Source organism: Massilia sp. 01N410, assembly GCF_056399665.1.
The window spans coordinates 81,272-97,711 of sequence record NZ_JBFTRV010000018.1 but is presented as its reverse complement, the minus strand read 5'-3'; the positions used below and the strand labels follow the sequence as shown (position 1 = coordinate 97,711).

11 protein-coding genes are annotated in these 16,440 nt (G+C 65.0%); 5 read left to right on the top strand and 6 right to left on the bottom strand.

Features of this window, described 5'->3' with window-relative positions:
• Positions 1–200 precede the first annotated feature (200 nt).
• Entirely contained in the window at positions 201–731 is a 531-nt protein-coding gene (locus AC1DOP_RS21395; protein ID WP_442123604.1) for a GNAT family N-acetyltransferase, read from the top strand.
• Positions 732–735: 4 nt separating this feature from the next.
• Positions 736–1,257: a GNAT family N-acetyltransferase gene (locus AC1DOP_RS21390; RefSeq protein ID WP_442123603.1), complete on the top strand. Its 522-nt coding sequence runs from the start codon at positions 736–738 to the stop codon at positions 1,255–1,257.
• A 155-nt stretch (positions 1,258–1,412) separates the two neighbouring features.
• On the opposite strand, the gene AC1DOP_RS21385 is transcribed toward AC1DOP_RS21390, so the two are convergent.
• From AC1DOP_RS21385 to AC1DOP_RS21375, 3 genes are read right to left on the bottom strand one after another with little or no spacing between them, the layout of a single operon-like run.
• Positions 1,413–2,510: an alpha/beta hydrolase gene (locus AC1DOP_RS21385; protein ID WP_477253208.1), complete on the bottom strand. Its 1,098-nt coding sequence runs from the start codon at positions 2,508–2,510 to the stop codon at positions 1,413–1,415.
• Between the two features lie 11 nt (positions 2,511–2,521).
• Positions 2,522–5,452, bottom strand: a complete 2,931-nt coding sequence (locus AC1DOP_RS21380) for an MGH1-like glycoside hydrolase domain-containing protein (RefSeq protein ID WP_477253206.1) — start codon at positions 5,450–5,452, stop codon at positions 2,522–2,524.
• 19 nt (positions 5,453–5,471) lie between these two features.
• A complete protein-coding gene (locus AC1DOP_RS21375) occupies positions 5,472–7,352 on the bottom strand; it encodes a glycoside hydrolase family 13 protein (RefSeq protein WP_477253204.1) in 1,881 nt (626 codons plus the stop codon).
• Positions 7,353–7,876: 524 nt separating this feature from the next.
• Between AC1DOP_RS21375 and AC1DOP_RS21370 the strand changes: the two genes are divergently transcribed.
• Positions 7,877–10,654 carry a TonB-dependent receptor gene (locus AC1DOP_RS21370; RefSeq protein ID WP_477253202.1) on the top strand — a complete coding sequence of 926 codons (2,778 nt, stop codon included), beginning with the start codon at positions 7,877–7,879 and terminating at the stop codon, positions 10,652–10,654.
• A gap of 90 nt (positions 10,655–10,744) precedes the next feature.
• Complete coding sequence (locus tag AC1DOP_RS21365) at positions 10,745–12,271, top strand: tryptophan halogenase family protein (protein WP_442123598.1); 1,527 nt, start codon at positions 10,745–10,747, stop codon at positions 12,269–12,271.
• Here the strand turns inward: AC1DOP_RS21365 and AC1DOP_RS21360 are convergent.
• From AC1DOP_RS21360 to AC1DOP_RS21350, 3 genes are all read right to left on the bottom strand, one after another.
• Complete coding sequence (locus AC1DOP_RS21360) at positions 12,231–12,641, bottom strand: (R)-mandelonitrile lyase (RefSeq protein ID WP_477253199.1); 411 nt, start codon at positions 12,639–12,641, stop codon at positions 12,231–12,233. The genes AC1DOP_RS21365 and AC1DOP_RS21360 overlap by 41 nt on opposite strands.
• A gap of 2 nt (positions 12,642–12,643) precedes the next feature.
• On the bottom strand, positions 12,644–13,405 hold the full coding sequence (locus AC1DOP_RS21355; RefSeq protein ID WP_477253197.1) for a carboxymuconolactone decarboxylase family protein: 762 nt from the start codon (positions 13,403–13,405) through the stop codon (positions 12,644–12,646).
• Between the two features lie 90 nt (positions 13,406–13,495).
• Positions 13,496–14,392 carry a LysR family transcriptional regulator gene (locus tag AC1DOP_RS21350; protein ID WP_477253195.1) on the bottom strand — a complete coding sequence of 299 codons (897 nt, stop codon included), beginning with the start codon at positions 14,390–14,392 and terminating at the stop codon, positions 13,496–13,498.
• Between the two features lie 198 nt (positions 14,393–14,590).
• Here AC1DOP_RS21350 and AC1DOP_RS21345 point away from each other — a divergent pair, with 198 nt between their 5' ends.
• On the top strand, positions 14,591–16,414 hold the full coding sequence (locus AC1DOP_RS21345) for a DEAD/DEAH box helicase (RefSeq protein ID WP_442123594.1): 1,824 nt from the start codon (positions 14,591–14,593) through the stop codon (positions 16,412–16,414).
• Positions 16,415–16,440: the final 26 nt, after the last annotated feature.

The window sequence follows — 16,440 nt, the reverse complement described above, 5'->3', positions numbered from 1 at the left end:
AATGTTAGTCAACCATGTCTATACAAGGTAAACACAGGAGAAAATCGGTAAACACGGCGAACAAACATCCTAGAAATTCGGAAAAAGTTGCTTACTGTAATTCAGTTTCTTTGTGTAAATGCGGTTACATTTTTCCCTAGCCGTGCGGACAATTCCCGGTTTAGAATCTTGCGCTTTCGTTACATTCGAGCAGGCCTGCAGTGAGAGACATCCAGATTCGACCAGCACGCGACGCCGACTTCAGCGCCATGTGGACCATCTTCCAGGCGCATGTCGCCACCGGCGAGACATTCGCCCATGGTCCCGCCACCAGCCGTGAAGACAGTCACGACTACTGGTTCGCGCCCAGTGCGACGACCTTCGTGGCGGTGAAGGGCGGCGAGCGCATACTCGGGATGTACAAGCTGCAGCCCAACCATCTCGGACGCGGCGACCACGTGGCCAACGCCTCCTATATGGTCAGCCCGAACGCCCAGGGGGTGGGCATCGGCCGCATGTTGGGCGAGCACAGCATCGAGGAGGCGCGCCGCCAGCGCTACCTGGCGATGCAGTTCAATTACGTGGTCAGCACCAATTCGCCGGCCATCAATCTGTGGAAGCGGCTCGGCTTCTCGATCGTCGGCACCCTGCCCAAGGCTTACCGGCACCGCCGCCTGGGGTATGTCGACGCCTATGTGATGTACAAATTGCTGGAAGACCCGGCCCGCTGGGACCATCCGGAGGAAGACTGAACGCATGGAGATCGCTCGGACCGCGCGCCTGCGGCTGCGCACCGCAAACCTCGACGACACCGCCTTCTATTACACGCTGGTCAACGACCCGGCCTTCATCGAGCACATCGGCGACCGCGGCATCCGCAGCCTCGACGATGCGCGCCAGGCCCTGCTGGCCGGGCCGATCGCGATGCAGGAGACGCGCGGCCACTCGCTGTACATGGTCGAATTGAACGAAGAAGGGAGCCCGGACGGGCACGTCGCCATCGGCATGTGCGGCCTGATCAAGCGCGACACCCTGGACGAGATCGACATAGGCTACGCCTACCTGCCCGACTGGCGCGGCCAGGGCTATGCCTTCGAAGCGGCGCGCGCCGTGCTGGACTACGCGCCGACCATCGGCATCCGGCGCCTGCTGGCGATTACCTCACCGAACAACCTGGCGTCGAACGGCTTGCTGCGCAAGCTGGGGATGAATTTCGTGCACTTTACACATCTGGTGCCGGACGATGCGGGGAGTAATTTGTACAGCCTGGAACTATAACGTCGTTCCCGCGCTTAAACCCGTCGTCCCCGCGAAGGCGGGGATCCAAGTTTATGTGAGTACGTGCAAAGTTAAACGCTGGTGATACGCGACGAACTTGGGTCCCCGCCTCCGCGGGGACGACGTTTACATGGCGCGGGAACGACGTTGTAACGTTACTGCTTCGTGCTCCCCCAAGGGAAGAACCACGTAATCGGCTTCTCCACCCGCGCCGCCCAGGAAGCCTCGTTGTGCTTCCCGCCTTCGGCCTTGAAGAACATCAGGTCCTCGCTCTCCTTGTAGCCCTTGGCCCGCATGGCCTCGACCATCCTGGTCGTGTCGTCGAGGCCGTCGTCCCGGGTGCCGGCGTCGAGGTAGAACTTGACCGGCACGCGCGCCGGCAGCTTGGTGATGAGGGCGCCGTTGTTCCACCAGAAGGAGCTGGAGACGCCGCCCGCCTTCGAGAAGATGTCCGGATAGCGCTGCGCGATCGCGACCGAGGCGATGCCGCCCAGCGAGGAGCCCATGATCGCGGTATTCGCCTTGCCCGGCAGCGTGCGGTAGCTCCGGTCGATGTAGGGCTTGACGGTGTCGACGATGAAGGCGCCGTAGGCATCCAGCTTGCCGCCGCCGTATTTCGGGTCGCAGCAGGGCGTGTATTCGGGGATGCGATCCGGCGTGTTGTCGATGCCGACCACGATCACCTCGTCCACCGTGCCCATCGCCACCAGGCGATTCATGGTTTCGTCGACGCCCCATTCGACGCCGAAGGAGGCGGTCTTGGCGTCGAACAGGTTCTGGCCGTCGTGCATGTAGAGCACCGGGTAGCGCTTGGCCGGGTTCTCCGCATAGCTGGGCGGCAGGTAGACGCGCAGCGAGCGGCTGTTCTTCAGCTGGGGCGAGGCGAAGTCCTTCACGATCGTCACCTTGCCGAAGGGCGCGCCAAAGAAGGGATAGATGTCGACGGTGGCGCCGGCCGGCAGCTTGTAGGCGCCGCCGATCGAGACCTTGTCCGTGCCCAGCGTCGGCTTCATCTGCACCTCGCCCAGCTCGTCCGGCCAGGTATAGGTCCAGACGTTCAGCGGGCCCTCGGGCCGCTGGGCCGGCACGCTCTTCGACCAGCTCATCGCTCCCTTGTCGCCGATGATGTGGATCTCTTCCTTGCCGGCCGGGTAGTGCACCCGCACCGTGGTGGCGCCGGCCTGGGAGGCCGCCAGCGCCAGCAGCGCGGCCATTGCCGCCGCTGCCATCGTCTTCATGCTGATTCGTTTCATGGCTTTCCTGTTCAGCGCACGCGCAGCAGGCGCACGCCATAGATGTCGAAGCGGTTGGATGGGCCATCGAGGCCGCCGGCCGCGCTGAAGCTGCTGTTGCTCTGCAGGTAGCTCATATTGTAGAAGTCGCTCATCTCGACGCGGTAGGCGCCGTTCCCTTTCAGCTTCACCGCCAGCGGCGTCGAATACACCGTCGGCGTATGCGCCTTCTCGATGCGCGCGTGCGGCAGCTGCACCACGCCCTGCGCGACGATGGCGCCCGACTCATCCTTGACCGTCAGCCATTTTACGCCACCGCTGATGCCCAGGTTCACCTGGTTGGCGCCGTTGTGATAACGGACCTGCACGGCGTAGTCGCCGGCCGCCGGCACCTTGATGTCCCTGACGCTGAAGCGGTCCTGCGGCTTGCCCCAGCCGGCCAGGCGGGCTTCGTCGAAGCGGGCGTTCGGTGCAGCCAGCGCCACGTCCGCGCTCACGCGCTTGTCCGTGGCCGGGATCTCGACGCCGGCATCCATGCAGCGCGGCCGGCTGTGGTGGCTGCGGTTGCCCGAGCCCGTGAATTCCGCCTCGACGGCATAGCAGGCGGTGGCGGAGGCCTTGCCGTCGACCCAGGCGCCGGCCGGCAGCTTCGAGGCCACCAGCTTGCCGTCGCGGTAGACGTTGTAGCGCACATTGCCGGTGTCCTTTGCCTGGATGGTCAGCGCGGCATGGCCGGCGCCATCGCGCTTCAGGTCGGCGATGACCGGCTCGTGCGGGCCGAACACGGCCGGCGTCTCCACATAGGGATCGGCGTTCACGCGCCGGATCGCCTGCTCGCCGGTCTCCAGTTTGCCGAGCACGATCTCGATCCGGTTGTCCGCCGCCAGCGCGCCCCACGGGATGCTGCTGCCGGCCGGCTTGCCGTTCAGGAGGATGCGCTCGACGGTATATACGCCGTTCGCGCCGTTCGTGCCCGCCGCAGCGCGCGCGGGCAGGCGCAGGGTCACATCCAGCACATGGCCCTGCAGGCGCAGGTTGTTCAGCGAAGCCGCATCGCCGGCGGCGAACACCTTGGCGCCCAGCCTGGCCGTCACGAAGGGCTGCAGGGCGATGCCCTCATTGGTGGTCGAGACCCCGAACACGTTGCGCACCACCATGCCCAGGTAGGCGCCGACGGACCACAGCTGGCGCCGCGAGTTGATCACCGGCCCGATCAGGTTGGTATGGGCTTCGTCCAGCAGCAGCGGCTGGCCGGACAGCCACTCGAGGTTCTCCATGTTCGACATGTTCAGGGCCGCGCCGCGCATCAGCGAGTCGTAGGCGGCGTCGGCGACGGCCACGTTGCGGCCCGCTGCCGCGGCGCGCAGGCCATACGCCGTCACGAAGGGCCACATGGCGCGGTTGTGGTAGACCGGCATGTCGAGCTGCTGCGGCCAGATCACCGGCGCGCCCATCGGGCCGTGCGGATAGCTGGCCAGGATGCGGCGTGCGCGCTTGTCGTCGGCGATGCCGGTGAGGATGGCGAGCGATTGTCCCAGCCAGTCGAACTTGTGCATCGGCGCGCCGTCGAAATGGGCGGCGGTGAGGCTGCTGTACATGCCGGCGTCGTCCAGCCACAGGCGGGCGTTGACGGCGCGCTTCAGGTCTTTGGCCCAGCCTTCGTAGCGTGCCGCACGCGTCGGATCTCCCTGTTCGCGCGCCAGCCTGGCGGCCAAGCTCAGGGCCTTGTAGTGGCCGGCATTGGTCGACAGCGCCTTCGAACTCGCCATCGAGGCCAGGTCTTGCGGGATCCACGAAGCGTAGCTCTGGTCGCGCCAGTCGAGGAAGGATTCCTCGCCCGTGTACAAGCCGGTGGACTTGTCGAAGGCGGCGATGCGATCGTTGTCGATCGTGTTCGACAGGGCCTTCAAGGCGGTGGCCGCGAAGGCCTTGCGCTCGGCGGGCGGCAGCGACTTCAGCACTTCCTCGGCGGCGAAGGCCCAGGTAATGCGGTCGGTGCTGACCGGCCAGCTGCCGCCGCTGCCGGTGTCCTGCACGATCTGCAGGCCGTCCGGCGTGCCGGCGATATGCGGCGCCTTCGGCACGCCGTCGCGCCAGCCGGACAGCTTGAAGAGCAGGGAATTGCGCACCCGCTGCGGGTCGAGCATGGCCAGGCCGAGGTCGGCCGCATAGGACAGGTCGCGGGTCCAGACGTAGTGCCACTTTTCTCCGGTCTCGAAGCAGTCGCAGGGAATCGCGTTGTTGCCGTTGTAGTTACCGTCGCGGATCTCCTGCACGGAATCCTGGCGCATCTCGTGGGCGGCCAGGGCGAACAGGGCATCGAAGGCCAGGTTCCCGCTGCGCACGCGGGGAAGCAGCGGGTCTTCCCGATATGTCAGGTATTGCGGACCGGGATCGCGCAGCTGCATGGTGGTCGAGTGCGCGTAGCTGCGCAGCGGCGCCTGCGGATCCTTCACCGAGAAGCGCGCCGTCTCCTGTTTGCCGTCCCAGGTCGGGAAGCTGAGCGATGCGCTCGCGCCGGCGCCGGCGTGGGGATCGGCGGCCGGTCCGCTGGACGGCGTCTCGACGCGGCTGACGCTCAGCACCGGCCTGGCGGGATCGGAGGCGTCGACGCGGAAGCGGAAGGTCGCGGTCTGCCTGGTGAACAGATAGTCTTCGGGGCCGGCCTCGGTGGCGAGCGGATAGGCCTTGTCCGGCGCCACCGCCACGCTGGCCGACGGATTCGCGACCCACTCGGCGTTCCAGTCCTTGCTGCCGATCTTGAAGGCGTGGTTGCCGGGGCTGACCAGGATGTCGGTTTCGTAGATGCCCTTGCCCTGGTAGGCGAGCCGGTTGTCGGTGCCCCAGCCGTTGAAGGCGCCGCGGACGTAGATGTCGTAGCGCAGCGGCGGCGCTTCGGCGGCGATGGCGGGAAGGGTTTGCGCGGCGAAGGCCGCGGCGATGGCAAGAATGGTCGGCTTCATGGGTAGGGCGGGCACTACGTCAGAGTTCCAGGATGAGGGTCGATTTGGCCGGCAACCTGATCTCGTCCTTCAGGGAATAGGTCTTCCCGCTCAGGACATCCCGCCCGGACGCCACGCCCGACAGCATCTCGTGGAAGCGCCTCGCATCCAGCACGGTCTCCTTGTCGTTCGCATTGAAGGCCACCATCACCTTCTTGCTGTCGTCGTAGCGGAAGTAGACATAGGTATTGTTCTCCGGCCCATAGTGCATCAGCTTGCCGTGATGGATGACGGGGCTGTTCTTGCGCCAGTTGACCAGCTTCTTCACGAAGTCCTGGGCCTCGCGCTGGCGCGGCGTGAGGCCGGCGCCGGTGAAGGCGTTGACCTTGTCGCCGGCCCAGCCGCCGGGGAAATCGCGGCGGTAGCTGTTGTCGTCGCGTTCCTTGGTCGCGCTGGTCATCAGGATCTCGTCGCCGGTATAGAAGTGCGGGATGCGCGGCATCGTCATCACGAAGGCGATGTCCATCTTGTAGCGGTCGTAGTCTTCGCCCACGACGCTGTAGATGCGGGCCATGTCGTGGTTGGCCTCGAACAGCACCAGGCGGCTCGGGTCCGGATACAGGTAGTCGAGCGACAGGGTCTCGTAGACCTCGCTGAACCTGTTCCTGTTGTATTTGTTGTCGTCCGAAAGCGCGCTGCGCATGGCTTCCGTCAGCGGGAAGTCCATCATGCTCGGCATGTGGCTGACGTAGCCGTCGAAGTTCACCTTGCCGCGCTGCCAGTGCGAGACCACGGCCGGCAGCCTGCTCCATTCCTCGCCCACCATGTTCAGCTGCGGGTACTCGGCCATCAGGCGCTTCGTGTACTCGGTCAGGAAGGCGCCGTCGGAATAGCCGAAGGTGTCGATCCGCAGGCCGGAGAGGCCGGCGTATTCGATCCACCAGATATTGTTCTGGATGAGGTAATTGGCCACCAGCGGATTGGTCTGGTTCATGTCGGGCATGCCGGGGCTGAACCAGCCGGTGGTGAAGTTGCTGGCGTCTTCCTTCGAGGCGTAGGGATCCTGCACGGCGGTGCGGTGGTGCTGGGTCGCGACGAACTTGCCGGCATGGTTGATCCAGTCCGGCGTCGGCAGGTCCTTCATCCACCAGTGGTTCTTGCCGATGTGGGACAGCACCACGTCCTGGATCAGGCCGATGCCGTGCTTCTTCGCTTCCCTCGACAGGCGCAGGTAATCCTCGTTGCTGCCGTAGCGCGGGTCGATCTTGTAGTGGTCGGTGGCGGCATAGCCGTGGTAGGAGGCGGCCGGCATGTCGTTCTCCACCAGCGGCGTCGGCCACAGCTGGGTGAAGCCCATGCCGGCGATGTAGTCGAGGTGGTCGATGATGCCCTGGATGTCGCCGCCGTGGCGGCCGTGGCCCAGCTTGCGGTCCAGTTTGTCGGCCATGCCGGCCACGCTGTCGTTGGAGGGATCGCCGTTGGCGAAGCGGTCCGGCATGATCTGGTAGATCGCATCCTTGGTATCGAAGCCCTTGCGCTGGGCGGAGCCGTTCTCGCGCGCCAGCAGGCGGTAGTCATACGAGGTGCTGCGCGCCGCCGCGTCGCCCTTGCCGCGCAAGTCGATGCGCAGGCTGCCCGGCACGGCTTTGCTATCGACGACCAGGTCGATGAACAGGTAGTTGCGGTTGGCGACCCGCGTCACCTGGGCGATGCGCACGCCCGCATAGTCGAGCGCCGGCTCGAGGTCGGCGATGGCCGGACCGTGGATCATCAACTGCAGGCGCTGGTCGTGCATGCCGGTCCACCAGAAGGGCGGGTCGACGTGGTCGATGGCGGGCGCCTGGGCCCGCGCGGCGCCGCTGGCGAGGAAGGCGGTACCGATGAGGAAGCTGACGAGGGTGCGGCGGATGGTGGCGGGCATGAAAGGTCTCCGTAAGTAGCGCAACTACATCGGCTGGCGGACGCAAGCGTCCTGGAAAGTGTGCCGGCATTGCATTATTGCCCAGAGAATACACCAGCAAAGATGTGTCTTCAACGACAGTGATTATTTGAACCTCTAGTTTTGCTACACCATTTCTAAGGCATACATACGTGTCGCCGAGCACCTGTCTTGACATAGGCTGAAAATCTACTACGGAAATTTGCACCAAATTGGTGCGAAATCAAACATTCTTGGTGCAAAGTAATGTGTTTGTAGTACGACTACATCGTCTGTATGCGTGCTTTGTAGCTCGAATACAACGATATATGGCCTCACTCTAAGAAAAGCGCGTAAAAAATCGACATTCGCGTAGTCGAAGGCAAGTTCCGTTGACAGTGCATCTAGTTTTAGTACAGAATCGTTAGCAGAACGTCTAAGAACGTTTGCTTCTGGCTCCCGTAGTGATGGCTCTCCGGCTAGTGTTTTCGGGAAAAAACATAGATTTGAACGATTTGAGGGGACAAATGAACCTTATCAATAAGCGCGCGGCGCGCACTGTGCCGGGCAGCATTGCATTCAAGCTCAGCCCGGTTGCAGCAGGCTGCGCCGTCTTCATGGCCCTGAGCGGTCATGCCGCGCTCGCGCAGGAGACCAGCAGCCAGGACGCTGCCGCTACCGGCGCCACCAATTCCGGCATCTCGACCGTGACCGTGACGGGTATCCGCCGCGGCATCGAGGCTGCCATCTCCGTCAAGAAGAACAACGACTCGATCGTCGAAGCGATTTCGGCCGAAGACATCGGCAAGCTGCCGGACCAGTCGATCGCCGAGTCGATCGCCCGCCTGCCTGGCGTGACCGCCCAGCGCGACGCCCACGGCAACGCATCCGTCATCTCGATCCGCGGCATGTCCCCGGACTTCTCGACCGGCCTGCTGAACGGCCGCGAGCAAGTCTCGACCGGCGACTCGCGCGGCGTCGAATTCGACCAGTACCCGTCCGAGCTGCTGTCGGGCGTGGTGATCTACAAGACCCCGGACGGCGCCCTCGTCGGCCAGGGCCTGTCGGGCACCGTCGACCTGCAGACCGTGCGCCCGCTGGACTTCAACAAGCGCGTCATGGCGGTCAACTACCGCCGCGACAAGACCGGCCTGGGCATGGATAACGAAAAGGGCCACGGCAACCGCTTCACCTTCTCGTACATCGACCAGTTCATGAACCGCCAGATCGGCGTGGCCTTCGGCTTCGCTCGCCTGCAGGGCAAGAGCGGCGATACCACCCGCTTCGAAGGCTGGGGCAACGGCACCACCACCTACAACGGCCAGACCGTCAACGTCCCGTACAACGGCTTCAACTCCTGGACCGACAAGTACGAGCAGGACCGCAACGGCTTCATGGGCGTCGTGCAGTACCGTCCGAGCAAGGACTTCACCAGCACCGTCGACCTGTTCTACACCAAGTACAACAAGGACACCCGCACCCACGGCATCCAGATGCCGCTGTTCGACAATCCGGGCAATCCGCTGTACGACCGCCCGGGCCAGCTGGTCAACGCGACCCTGTCGGGCAACAACGTCACCGCCGGCACCGTCAACAATGTGCGCGCCGTCGTCCGCAACGACGCCGTGGCATGGAGCGACACCAGCAAGTCGATCGGCTGGAACAACAAGCTGCGCCTGAACCAGGACTGGACCGCGAGCCTCGACCTGTCGTTCAACTCGGCGGAGCGCACCGGCACCAACATCGAAACCTATGGCAGCTCGGCCGCGACCAACCTGGCCAGCGTCCAGTTCACCGCCGGCAGCCACACCTTCGTGCCGAACCTGAACTACGCCGACACCAATGTCGTCAAGCTGACCGACCCGCAGGGCTGGGGCGGCTCCGACATCCAGGCCGGCTACGTCAAGTTCCCGCATAACTACGACAAGATCAACGCGATCCGCCTGGACGCTACGCGCGACCTGCCGGAAGGTATGTTCTTCAGCAAGCTGACCACCGGCGTCAACGTGTCGAGCCGTTCGAAGACCCGCGAGTACACCGAGAACCTGATGTCCGTGAAGGGCGGCGCCGGCAATCCCTACGCCAGCATCGCGTTCCCGTCGGGCAGCGGTGCGGCCATGGCCGGCGACAGCGGCATCAACGTGCTGACCTTCGACCCGGTCGCCAACATCGGCAACCTGTATGACCTGAAGCGCAAGGATCACCCGGACATCTGGAACAAGGACTGGATCGTCAACGAGAAAGTCGCGACCGCCTTCGCCAAGCTGGGTATCGACTCGCAAGTCGGTTCGATCCCGCTGCGTGGCGCCCTCGGCCTGCAGATGATCCACACCAAGCAGGATTCGACCGCGTACTCGGTCGACAAGAACGGCGGCACCAGCGATGCCAATCGTCCGACCGCACCGGTTTCCGACGGCACCAGCTACAACGACTTCCTGCCGAGCCTGAACCTGATCGGCGACCTGGGCAACCAGCAAAGCCTGCGCTTCGGCCTGGCCAAGATCATGGCCCGTCCGACCCTGAACGACATGCGCGCCAGCGGCAGCTTCGGCCTCGACGCGACCCGCGGCATCTACAGCGGCAGCGGCGGCAATCCGAAGCTGGATCCGTTCCGCGCCAAGGGTGTCGACCTGTCGTACGAGAAGTACTGGGACAGCAAGGCCTACGTCAGCGCCGCGGTGTTCTACAAGAAGCTCGATACCTATGTCGTGAACGTTGCCCGCACCGTGGACTTCACGCCCTTCCTGCTGCCGAGCACCGTCAAGGCGCCGACCAATATCGGCCTGTTCACCTCGCCGGTGAACGGCAACGGCGGCAACCTGAAGGGTATCGAACTGGCCGCATCGCTGCCGCTGAACACCCTGACCCGTTCCCTGGACGGTTTCGGCGTGGTGGCCAACGCTTCGCAGAACGCCAGCGCCGTCAACCTGCCGGACATCGCCCAGGGCGGTTCGGGCACGATGGGCCTGCCGGGCCTGTCCAAGCGCGTCGCCAGCCTGACCCTGTACTACGAGAAGAACGGCTTCTCGGCACGTGCGGCTGAGCGCTACCGCTCGGACTTCATCGGCGAAGTCTCCAACAACACCGGCGACCGCGAACTGAGCTACATCCAGGGCGAGAAGGTGCTGGACCTGCAGTTCGGCTACGAGTTCCAGAGTGGTCCGATGAAGGGTCTGTCCCTGCTGCTGGAGATGAACAACCTCAACGACGCGCACTACATCCGCTATCGCAAGACCAAGGATAACGTCATCGAGGACACCCGCTTCGGCCGTACCGTGCTGTTCGGTCTGAACTACAAGCTGTAATCCTGTGTTGGCGTGAGCCGATAGGTCGTATATAAAGCCTCTTGCCCGGCGTCGCCGCGCAAGAGGCTTTTTCCATATGCTGGCAGAACAATGAAAACCGAGACCCCCCTGAAGAACATCGTCATCGTCGGCGGCGGCACCGCCGGCTGGATGACGGCCGCCTCGCTGTCGCATCTCCTGCGCGGCAAGTACGCGATCCGCCTGATCGAATCGGACGAGATCTCCACCGTCGGCGTCGGCGAATCGACGATCCCGATGATCCGCCTGTTCAATACCACCCTCGGCATCAACGAGGATGAATTCATGCGCGAGACGAAGGCCACCTTCAAGCTCGGCATCGAGTTCGCCGACTGGGGCAGGGCGGGCGAGCGCTACATGCACGGCTTCGGCGTCCTCGGCCAGCCCTTGTGGACACTCGAATTCTTCCAGTACTGGCTGCGCGCCTGGCAGGCCGGCAAGGCGCCCGACCTCGAGCATTACTCGCTCAACCGCATGGCGGCCAGGGCCGGCAAGTTCATGCGGCCGCAGCCCGAGATGCCGAATTCGCCGCTGGCCGACATTCCCTACGCCTTCCACCTGGATGCGGGCTTGTACGCGCGCTACCTGCGCAAGTTTGCCGAGAGCCGCGGCGTGGTACGGTCCGAGGGCAAGGTGGTCGAGGTGCGCCAGCACGACAATGGCTTCATCGAATCGGTGGTGATGGAGAACGGCCTGGCGATCGGCGGCGACCTGTTCATCGACTGCTCGGGCTTCCGCGGCCTGCTGATCGAACAGACCTTGAAGACCGGCTTCGAGGACTGGAGCCACTGGCTGCCCTGCGACCGTGCCTGGGCCGTGCCCTGCGAGTCGAACGGGAAGCTGCAGCCCTATACGCGCGCCACCGCGCGCCCGGCCGGCTGGCAATGGCGCATCGGCCTGCAGCACCGCACCGGCAACGGCCACGTGTACGCGAGCCGCTTCATGAGCGACGACGAAGCCGCTTCCATCCTGATGAAGAACCTGGACGGCAAGGCCCTGGCCGAGCCGCGGATGCTGCGCTTCACGGCCGGCAAGCGCAAGCAGGTGTGGAACAAGAACGTGGTCGCGGTGGGCCTTTCGTCCGGCTTCCTGGAGCCGCTGGAATCCACGTCCATTCACCTGATCCAGTCGACCGTCTCGCGCCTGCTGAACTTCTTCCCGGACACCGGCTTCGACCAGGCCGACATCGACGAATTCAACCGCCAGTGCGAATTCGAGGTCGAGCGCATCCGCGACTTCATCATCCTGCACTACCACGCGACCGAACGCGGCGACACGCCGTTCTGGGACCATTGCCGTACCATGGACATCCCGGACACCCTGCGCCGCAAGCTGGAGCTGTACAAGTCGAACGGCCGCGTGATCCGCGAGAACAACGAGCTGTTCACGGAAGTCGGCTGGCAGCAGGTATTCCACGGCCAGGGCGTGCGCCCGCGCGGCCACCATCCGCTGGCCGGCCTGCTGGACGAGAAGGACCTGCTCGGCTTCCTCGGGAATATCGAGCAGGTGATCGGCAAGTGCGTCGACGTGATGCCGACGCACGACGATTTCATCGCCGCTATCGTTGCGGCGGCCCCGCCAGATACTGCTCGTCGCTGACCTTCTCCAGCCACACCACGTTCACGCCGTCCAGCGCCTCCTGGATGGCGATGTGCGTCATCGAGGTAGTCGTCGATGCGCCATGCCAGTGCTTGTGGCCGGGCGGACACCAGACCATGTCGCCGGCGCGGATCTCGACGATGTCCTCTCCCTCGCACTGGGTCCAGCCGCAGCCGGCGGTCACCACCAGGGTCTGGCCCAGCGGATGCGTGTGCCAGGCCGAGCGCGCGCCCGGTTCGAAGGTGACGCTGGCGCAGGACACCCGCGAGGGTTCGGGCGCGCTGTTGAGCGGGTCGATGCGGACGGTGCCGGTGAAGTACTGTTCCGGGCCCTTCATCGAGGGCTGGGAACCGACGCGTTTGAGATGCATGATCATTCCTTTCGTTTTGCGAAGACGTCCTTGAAGACCGGCATGGCCGAGAACACGTTCGGCCAGCCGGCATAGAAGGCGAGCTGGGTCAGCGCCTCGGACGCCTGCGCCTCGAGCAGGCCGTTGTCCATGGCGCGGTTGAGGTGGTAGGTGACCTGGGCGACCTGGCCGTTGGCGACCAGCGCGCTGACCGTGACCAGGCTGCGGTCGCGCGGCGCCAGGCCGGGACGCAGCCACAAGTCGCGGAACAGGGCTTCGGTCGTGTACTGCACGACACCCGGCGCCACCTTGCCGAAGTTTTCCTCGACGCCCCTGGCGCGCGCCGCCTCCGCCTTTTCGTCGAGCGGCAGCGGTGCAGGCCTGGCCGGCGGCAGCTGGGCCATGTCGATCTTCCGCTCCGCGAACACGGCGCGGGCGGCGGCATCGGCGGCGGTGGCGTTGGCCCAGCCCGAATAAAAGGCCAGGTGGGCGATCAGTTCGGCGATCTCGCCCGGCTCGAGGCCGCTGTCGAGCGCGCGGTTCAGGTAGAAGGGCAGTTCGTGGGCCTGGTTCTTCGCGACCAGCACCGACAGGGTGACGATGCTGCGGTCGCGCGCCGACAGGCCGGGGCGCCGCCACAGGTCGCCGAGTAGCAGGTGCCGGGTATAGTGGTCGAGTGCGGGTGTCATCGTGGATTTCTCCTTCTTGATCGGCGCGGCATGCCCGTCGGGCTGCATGAGGGCGCAGCAGAGCAGGGCCGCCAGGGCGATGCTGTTTGCCGTCATGAGCGGCTCCTGGCTGAAAATGCCACTATAGCCAGCGCCGACTCATGAGAGTAGTCGCTACTTATTCAATAGCGATATGAAGAAATTTCACTAATCCGCCCGATAACGCAGTGCGTCGACCACCAGCGCAAAGGCCGGCGACGCTTGCCGCCGGCTCGGATAGTAGAGGTGGTAGCCGGGATAGGTGGGACACCAGTCTTCCAGCACGCGCACCAGGCGGCCGGCGGCGACGTGTTCGAGCACCATGTCGTCCGGCAGCGTGGCCAGGCCGGCGCCGTCCAGCGCCGCCTGCAGCTTCTGCGGCGTGGTATTGAAGATGGCCTGGCCCTCGACCTGCACCTGCAGCGGCTTGCCGTCCCTGGTGAATTCCCACGGCGCCAGCCCGCCATGGGTCGCCAGGCGAAGGTTGATGCAGTTGTGGCGGGTCAGGTCCTGCGGCGTTTGCGGCAGCGGCCGTCCGGCCAGGTAGGCGGGACTGGCAACCACGGCCCGCTTCATGTCCGGCGAGATGCGCACGGCGATCATGTCCTTGGCCACCTGGTCACCTAGGCGCACGCCGGCATCGAAGCGCTCGGCGACGATGTCGATCAGGCCGTAGTTGATGCTGATCTCGACCCTGAGGTCCGGATAATCGGCGAGGACCTTCGACAGCTTCGGCCACAGGATGGTGCCGGCCGCGTGGTCGTGGGTGGTGATGCGGATGGTGCCGGCCGGCTTGCCGCGCGCATCGCCCAGCGCCGCCAGCCCGGCTTCGATGCCCTCGTAGTGCGGCTCCAGCGAGGCGTACAGCTTTTCGCCGGCCTCGGTCGGGGACACGCCGCGGGTGGTGCGGGTCAGCAGGCGCACGCCGAGTTTCGATTCCAGCGCGCGGATCGTGTGGCTGAGCGCCGACTGCGACACGCCCAGCTGGGCCGCGGCGCGCGTGAAGCTGCGCTCGCGGGCGACGAGGATGAAGGCTTGCAGGTGGTTGAAATCGGGACGGGACATGGCAGCTAGGGTGGACGGCTCGATCGCGAAGAGATGAATTATCGTAAAGCATCTGCCGTCCACGCGTGGGCGGCGCGAACGTTGTTGCGGCGCGCACTTCGGCGAAAAAGCCGCCCGCCCGACGTAAATAATCGCGCTTCGCAAGCCATGAAAGAGTAAACTGTAGGTTTGCCTTCGATTTTTAAGAGAATTTCCTACATGCATGAAACCCCGCTCCCGACGTTTGCCGACCTGAACCTTCCCGCGCCCGTCCTCAAGGCGCTGAAGGACGTCGGCTACGAAACGCCGTCGCCGATCCAGGCCGCCACCATTCCCCTCCTGATGGAAGGCCGCGACGTGCTGGGACAGGCCCAGACCGGCACCGGCAAGACCGCCGCCTTCGCGCTGCCGGTCCTGTCGCGTATCGACGTCAAGAACCCCGCCGTGCAGGCGCTGGTGCTGGCGCCCACGCGCGAACTGGCGATCCAGGTGGCCGAAGCCTTCCAGAGCTACGCCACGCACATGAAAAACTTCCACGTGCTGCCGATCTACGGCGGCCAGGCCTACGGTCCGCAGCTGTCGGCGCTGCGCCGCGGCGCGCAAGTCGTGGTCGGTACGCCGGGCCGCGTCATCGACCACCTGGACAAAGGCACGCTCGACCTGTCCCAGCTGACCACCCTGGTGCTGGACGAGGCCGACGAGATGCTGCGCATGGGCTTCATCGACGACGTCGAGCGCATCCTGCAGGAGACGCCGGAGTCGCGCCAGACCGCGCTGTTCTCGGCCACCATGCCGCCGCAGATCAAGCGCATCGCCAACACTTACCTGAACGAGCCGAAGGAAGTGACGGTGGCCGCCAAGACCACCACCGCGGTCAACATCACCCAGCGCTACTGGCTGGTGGCCGGCCTGCAGAAGCTGGAGGCGCTGACCCGCATCCTGGAAGCCGAGCCCTTCGACGGCATGATCATCTTCGCCCGCACCAAGCTCGGGACCGAGGAACTGGCCTCCAAGCTGCAGGCGCGCGGCTTCGCGGCCGCCGCCATCAACGGCGACCTGGCCCAGCAGCAGCGCGAGCGCACCATCGAGCAGCTCAAGAACGGCAAGATCGACATCCTGGTCGCCACCGACGTCGCCGCGCGCGGCCTGGACGTCGAGCGCATCACCCACGTGATCAACTACGACGTGCCGTCCGATCCGGAAAGCTACACCCACCGCATCGGCCGCACCGGCCGCGCCGGCCGCAGCGGCGACGCCATCCTCTTCATCACGCCGCGCGAGCGCGGCCTGCTGAAGGCGATCGAGCGCGCCACCCGCCAGCCGGTCGCCCCGCTGACCCTGCCGACCATCAAGGCCGTCAACGAAGTCCGCATCGCCAAGTTCAAGGACCAGATCGGCGAGGCCCTGGCCGCCGGTGGCCTGGAGATCTTCCGCCAGCTGATCGAAGACTACGAGCGCGAGCAGAACGTGCCGGCGATCGACATCGCCGCCGCCCTGGCCAAGCTGAACCGCGGCGACGAGCCGCTGCTGCTGGAGAAGCCGGACCGCGAGCCGAAGCCGGAGTGGAAGGAGCGCGAGCCGCGCCCGGAATGGCGCGAAGATACGCGTCCGGCCCGCGCCGGCCGTGAAAGCTTCGGCCGCGAAAACTTCGGCAACGACGAGCGCCCCGCGCGCCCGACGCGCGAAGGCTTCGCCCAGCCGCGCGAGAGCTTCAAGAAGGAGCGCGTGATGCGCGCGCCGGAACCGGGCATGGCGACCTACCGTATCGAAGTCGGCCACGCGAACAGCGTCAAGCCGGGCAATATCGTCGGCGCGATCGCCAACGAAGGCGGCATCCCGTCGAAGGAAATCGGCCGCATCGAGATCTACGACGACTACTCGACCCTCGACATGCCGGCCGACCTGCCGCAGGACCTGCTGCAGCACCTGCAGAAGGTGTGGGTGGCGGGCCGCCAGCTGAACATCACGCGTGACGGCGAGGAGCCGATCAAGGCGGCGCCGAAGAAGAAGTTTGGCGAAAAGAAGCCGTACAAGAAGGGCTGAGTTACCAGTCATTCCCGCGAAAGCGG

What these genes read in the sequence shown, in the direction of transcription:
- AC1DOP_RS21380 (WP_477253206.1), bottom strand. Translation starts at nt 5,452, where the DNA reads ATGAAGCCGACCATTCTTGCCATCGCCGCGGCCTTCGCCGCGCAAACC.
- AC1DOP_RS21370 (WP_477253202.1), top strand. Translation starts at nt 7,877, where the DNA reads ATGAACCTTATCAATAAGCGCGCGGCGCGCACTGTGCCGGGCAGCATT.
- AC1DOP_RS21360 (WP_477253199.1), bottom strand. Translation starts at nt 12,641, where the DNA reads ATGCATCTCAAACGCGTCGGTTCCCAGCCCTCGATGAAGGGCCCGGAA.
- AC1DOP_RS21365 (WP_442123598.1), top strand. Translation starts at nt 10,745, where the DNA reads ATGAAAACCGAGACCCCCCTGAAGAACATCGTCATCGTCGGCGGCGGC.
- AC1DOP_RS21350 (WP_477253195.1), bottom strand. Translation starts at nt 14,392, where the DNA reads ATGTCCCGTCCCGATTTCAACCACCTGCAAGCCTTCATCCTCGTCGCC.
- AC1DOP_RS21345 (WP_442123594.1), top strand. Translation starts at nt 14,591, where the DNA reads ATGCATGAAACCCCGCTCCCGACGTTTGCCGACCTGAACCTTCCCGCG.
- AC1DOP_RS21385 (WP_477253208.1), bottom strand. Translation starts at nt 2,510, where the DNA reads ATGAAACGAATCAGCATGAAGACGATGGCAGCGGCGGCAATGGCCGCG.
- AC1DOP_RS21355 (WP_477253197.1), bottom strand. Translation starts at nt 13,405, where the DNA reads ATGACGGCAAACAGCATCGCCCTGGCGGCCCTGCTCTGCTGCGCCCTC.
- AC1DOP_RS21390 (WP_442123603.1), top strand. Translation starts at nt 736, where the DNA reads ATGGAGATCGCTCGGACCGCGCGCCTGCGGCTGCGCACCGCAAACCTC.
- AC1DOP_RS21375 (WP_477253204.1), bottom strand. Translation starts at nt 7,352, where the DNA reads ATGCCCGCCACCATCCGCCGCACCCTCGTCAGCTTCCTCATCGGTACC.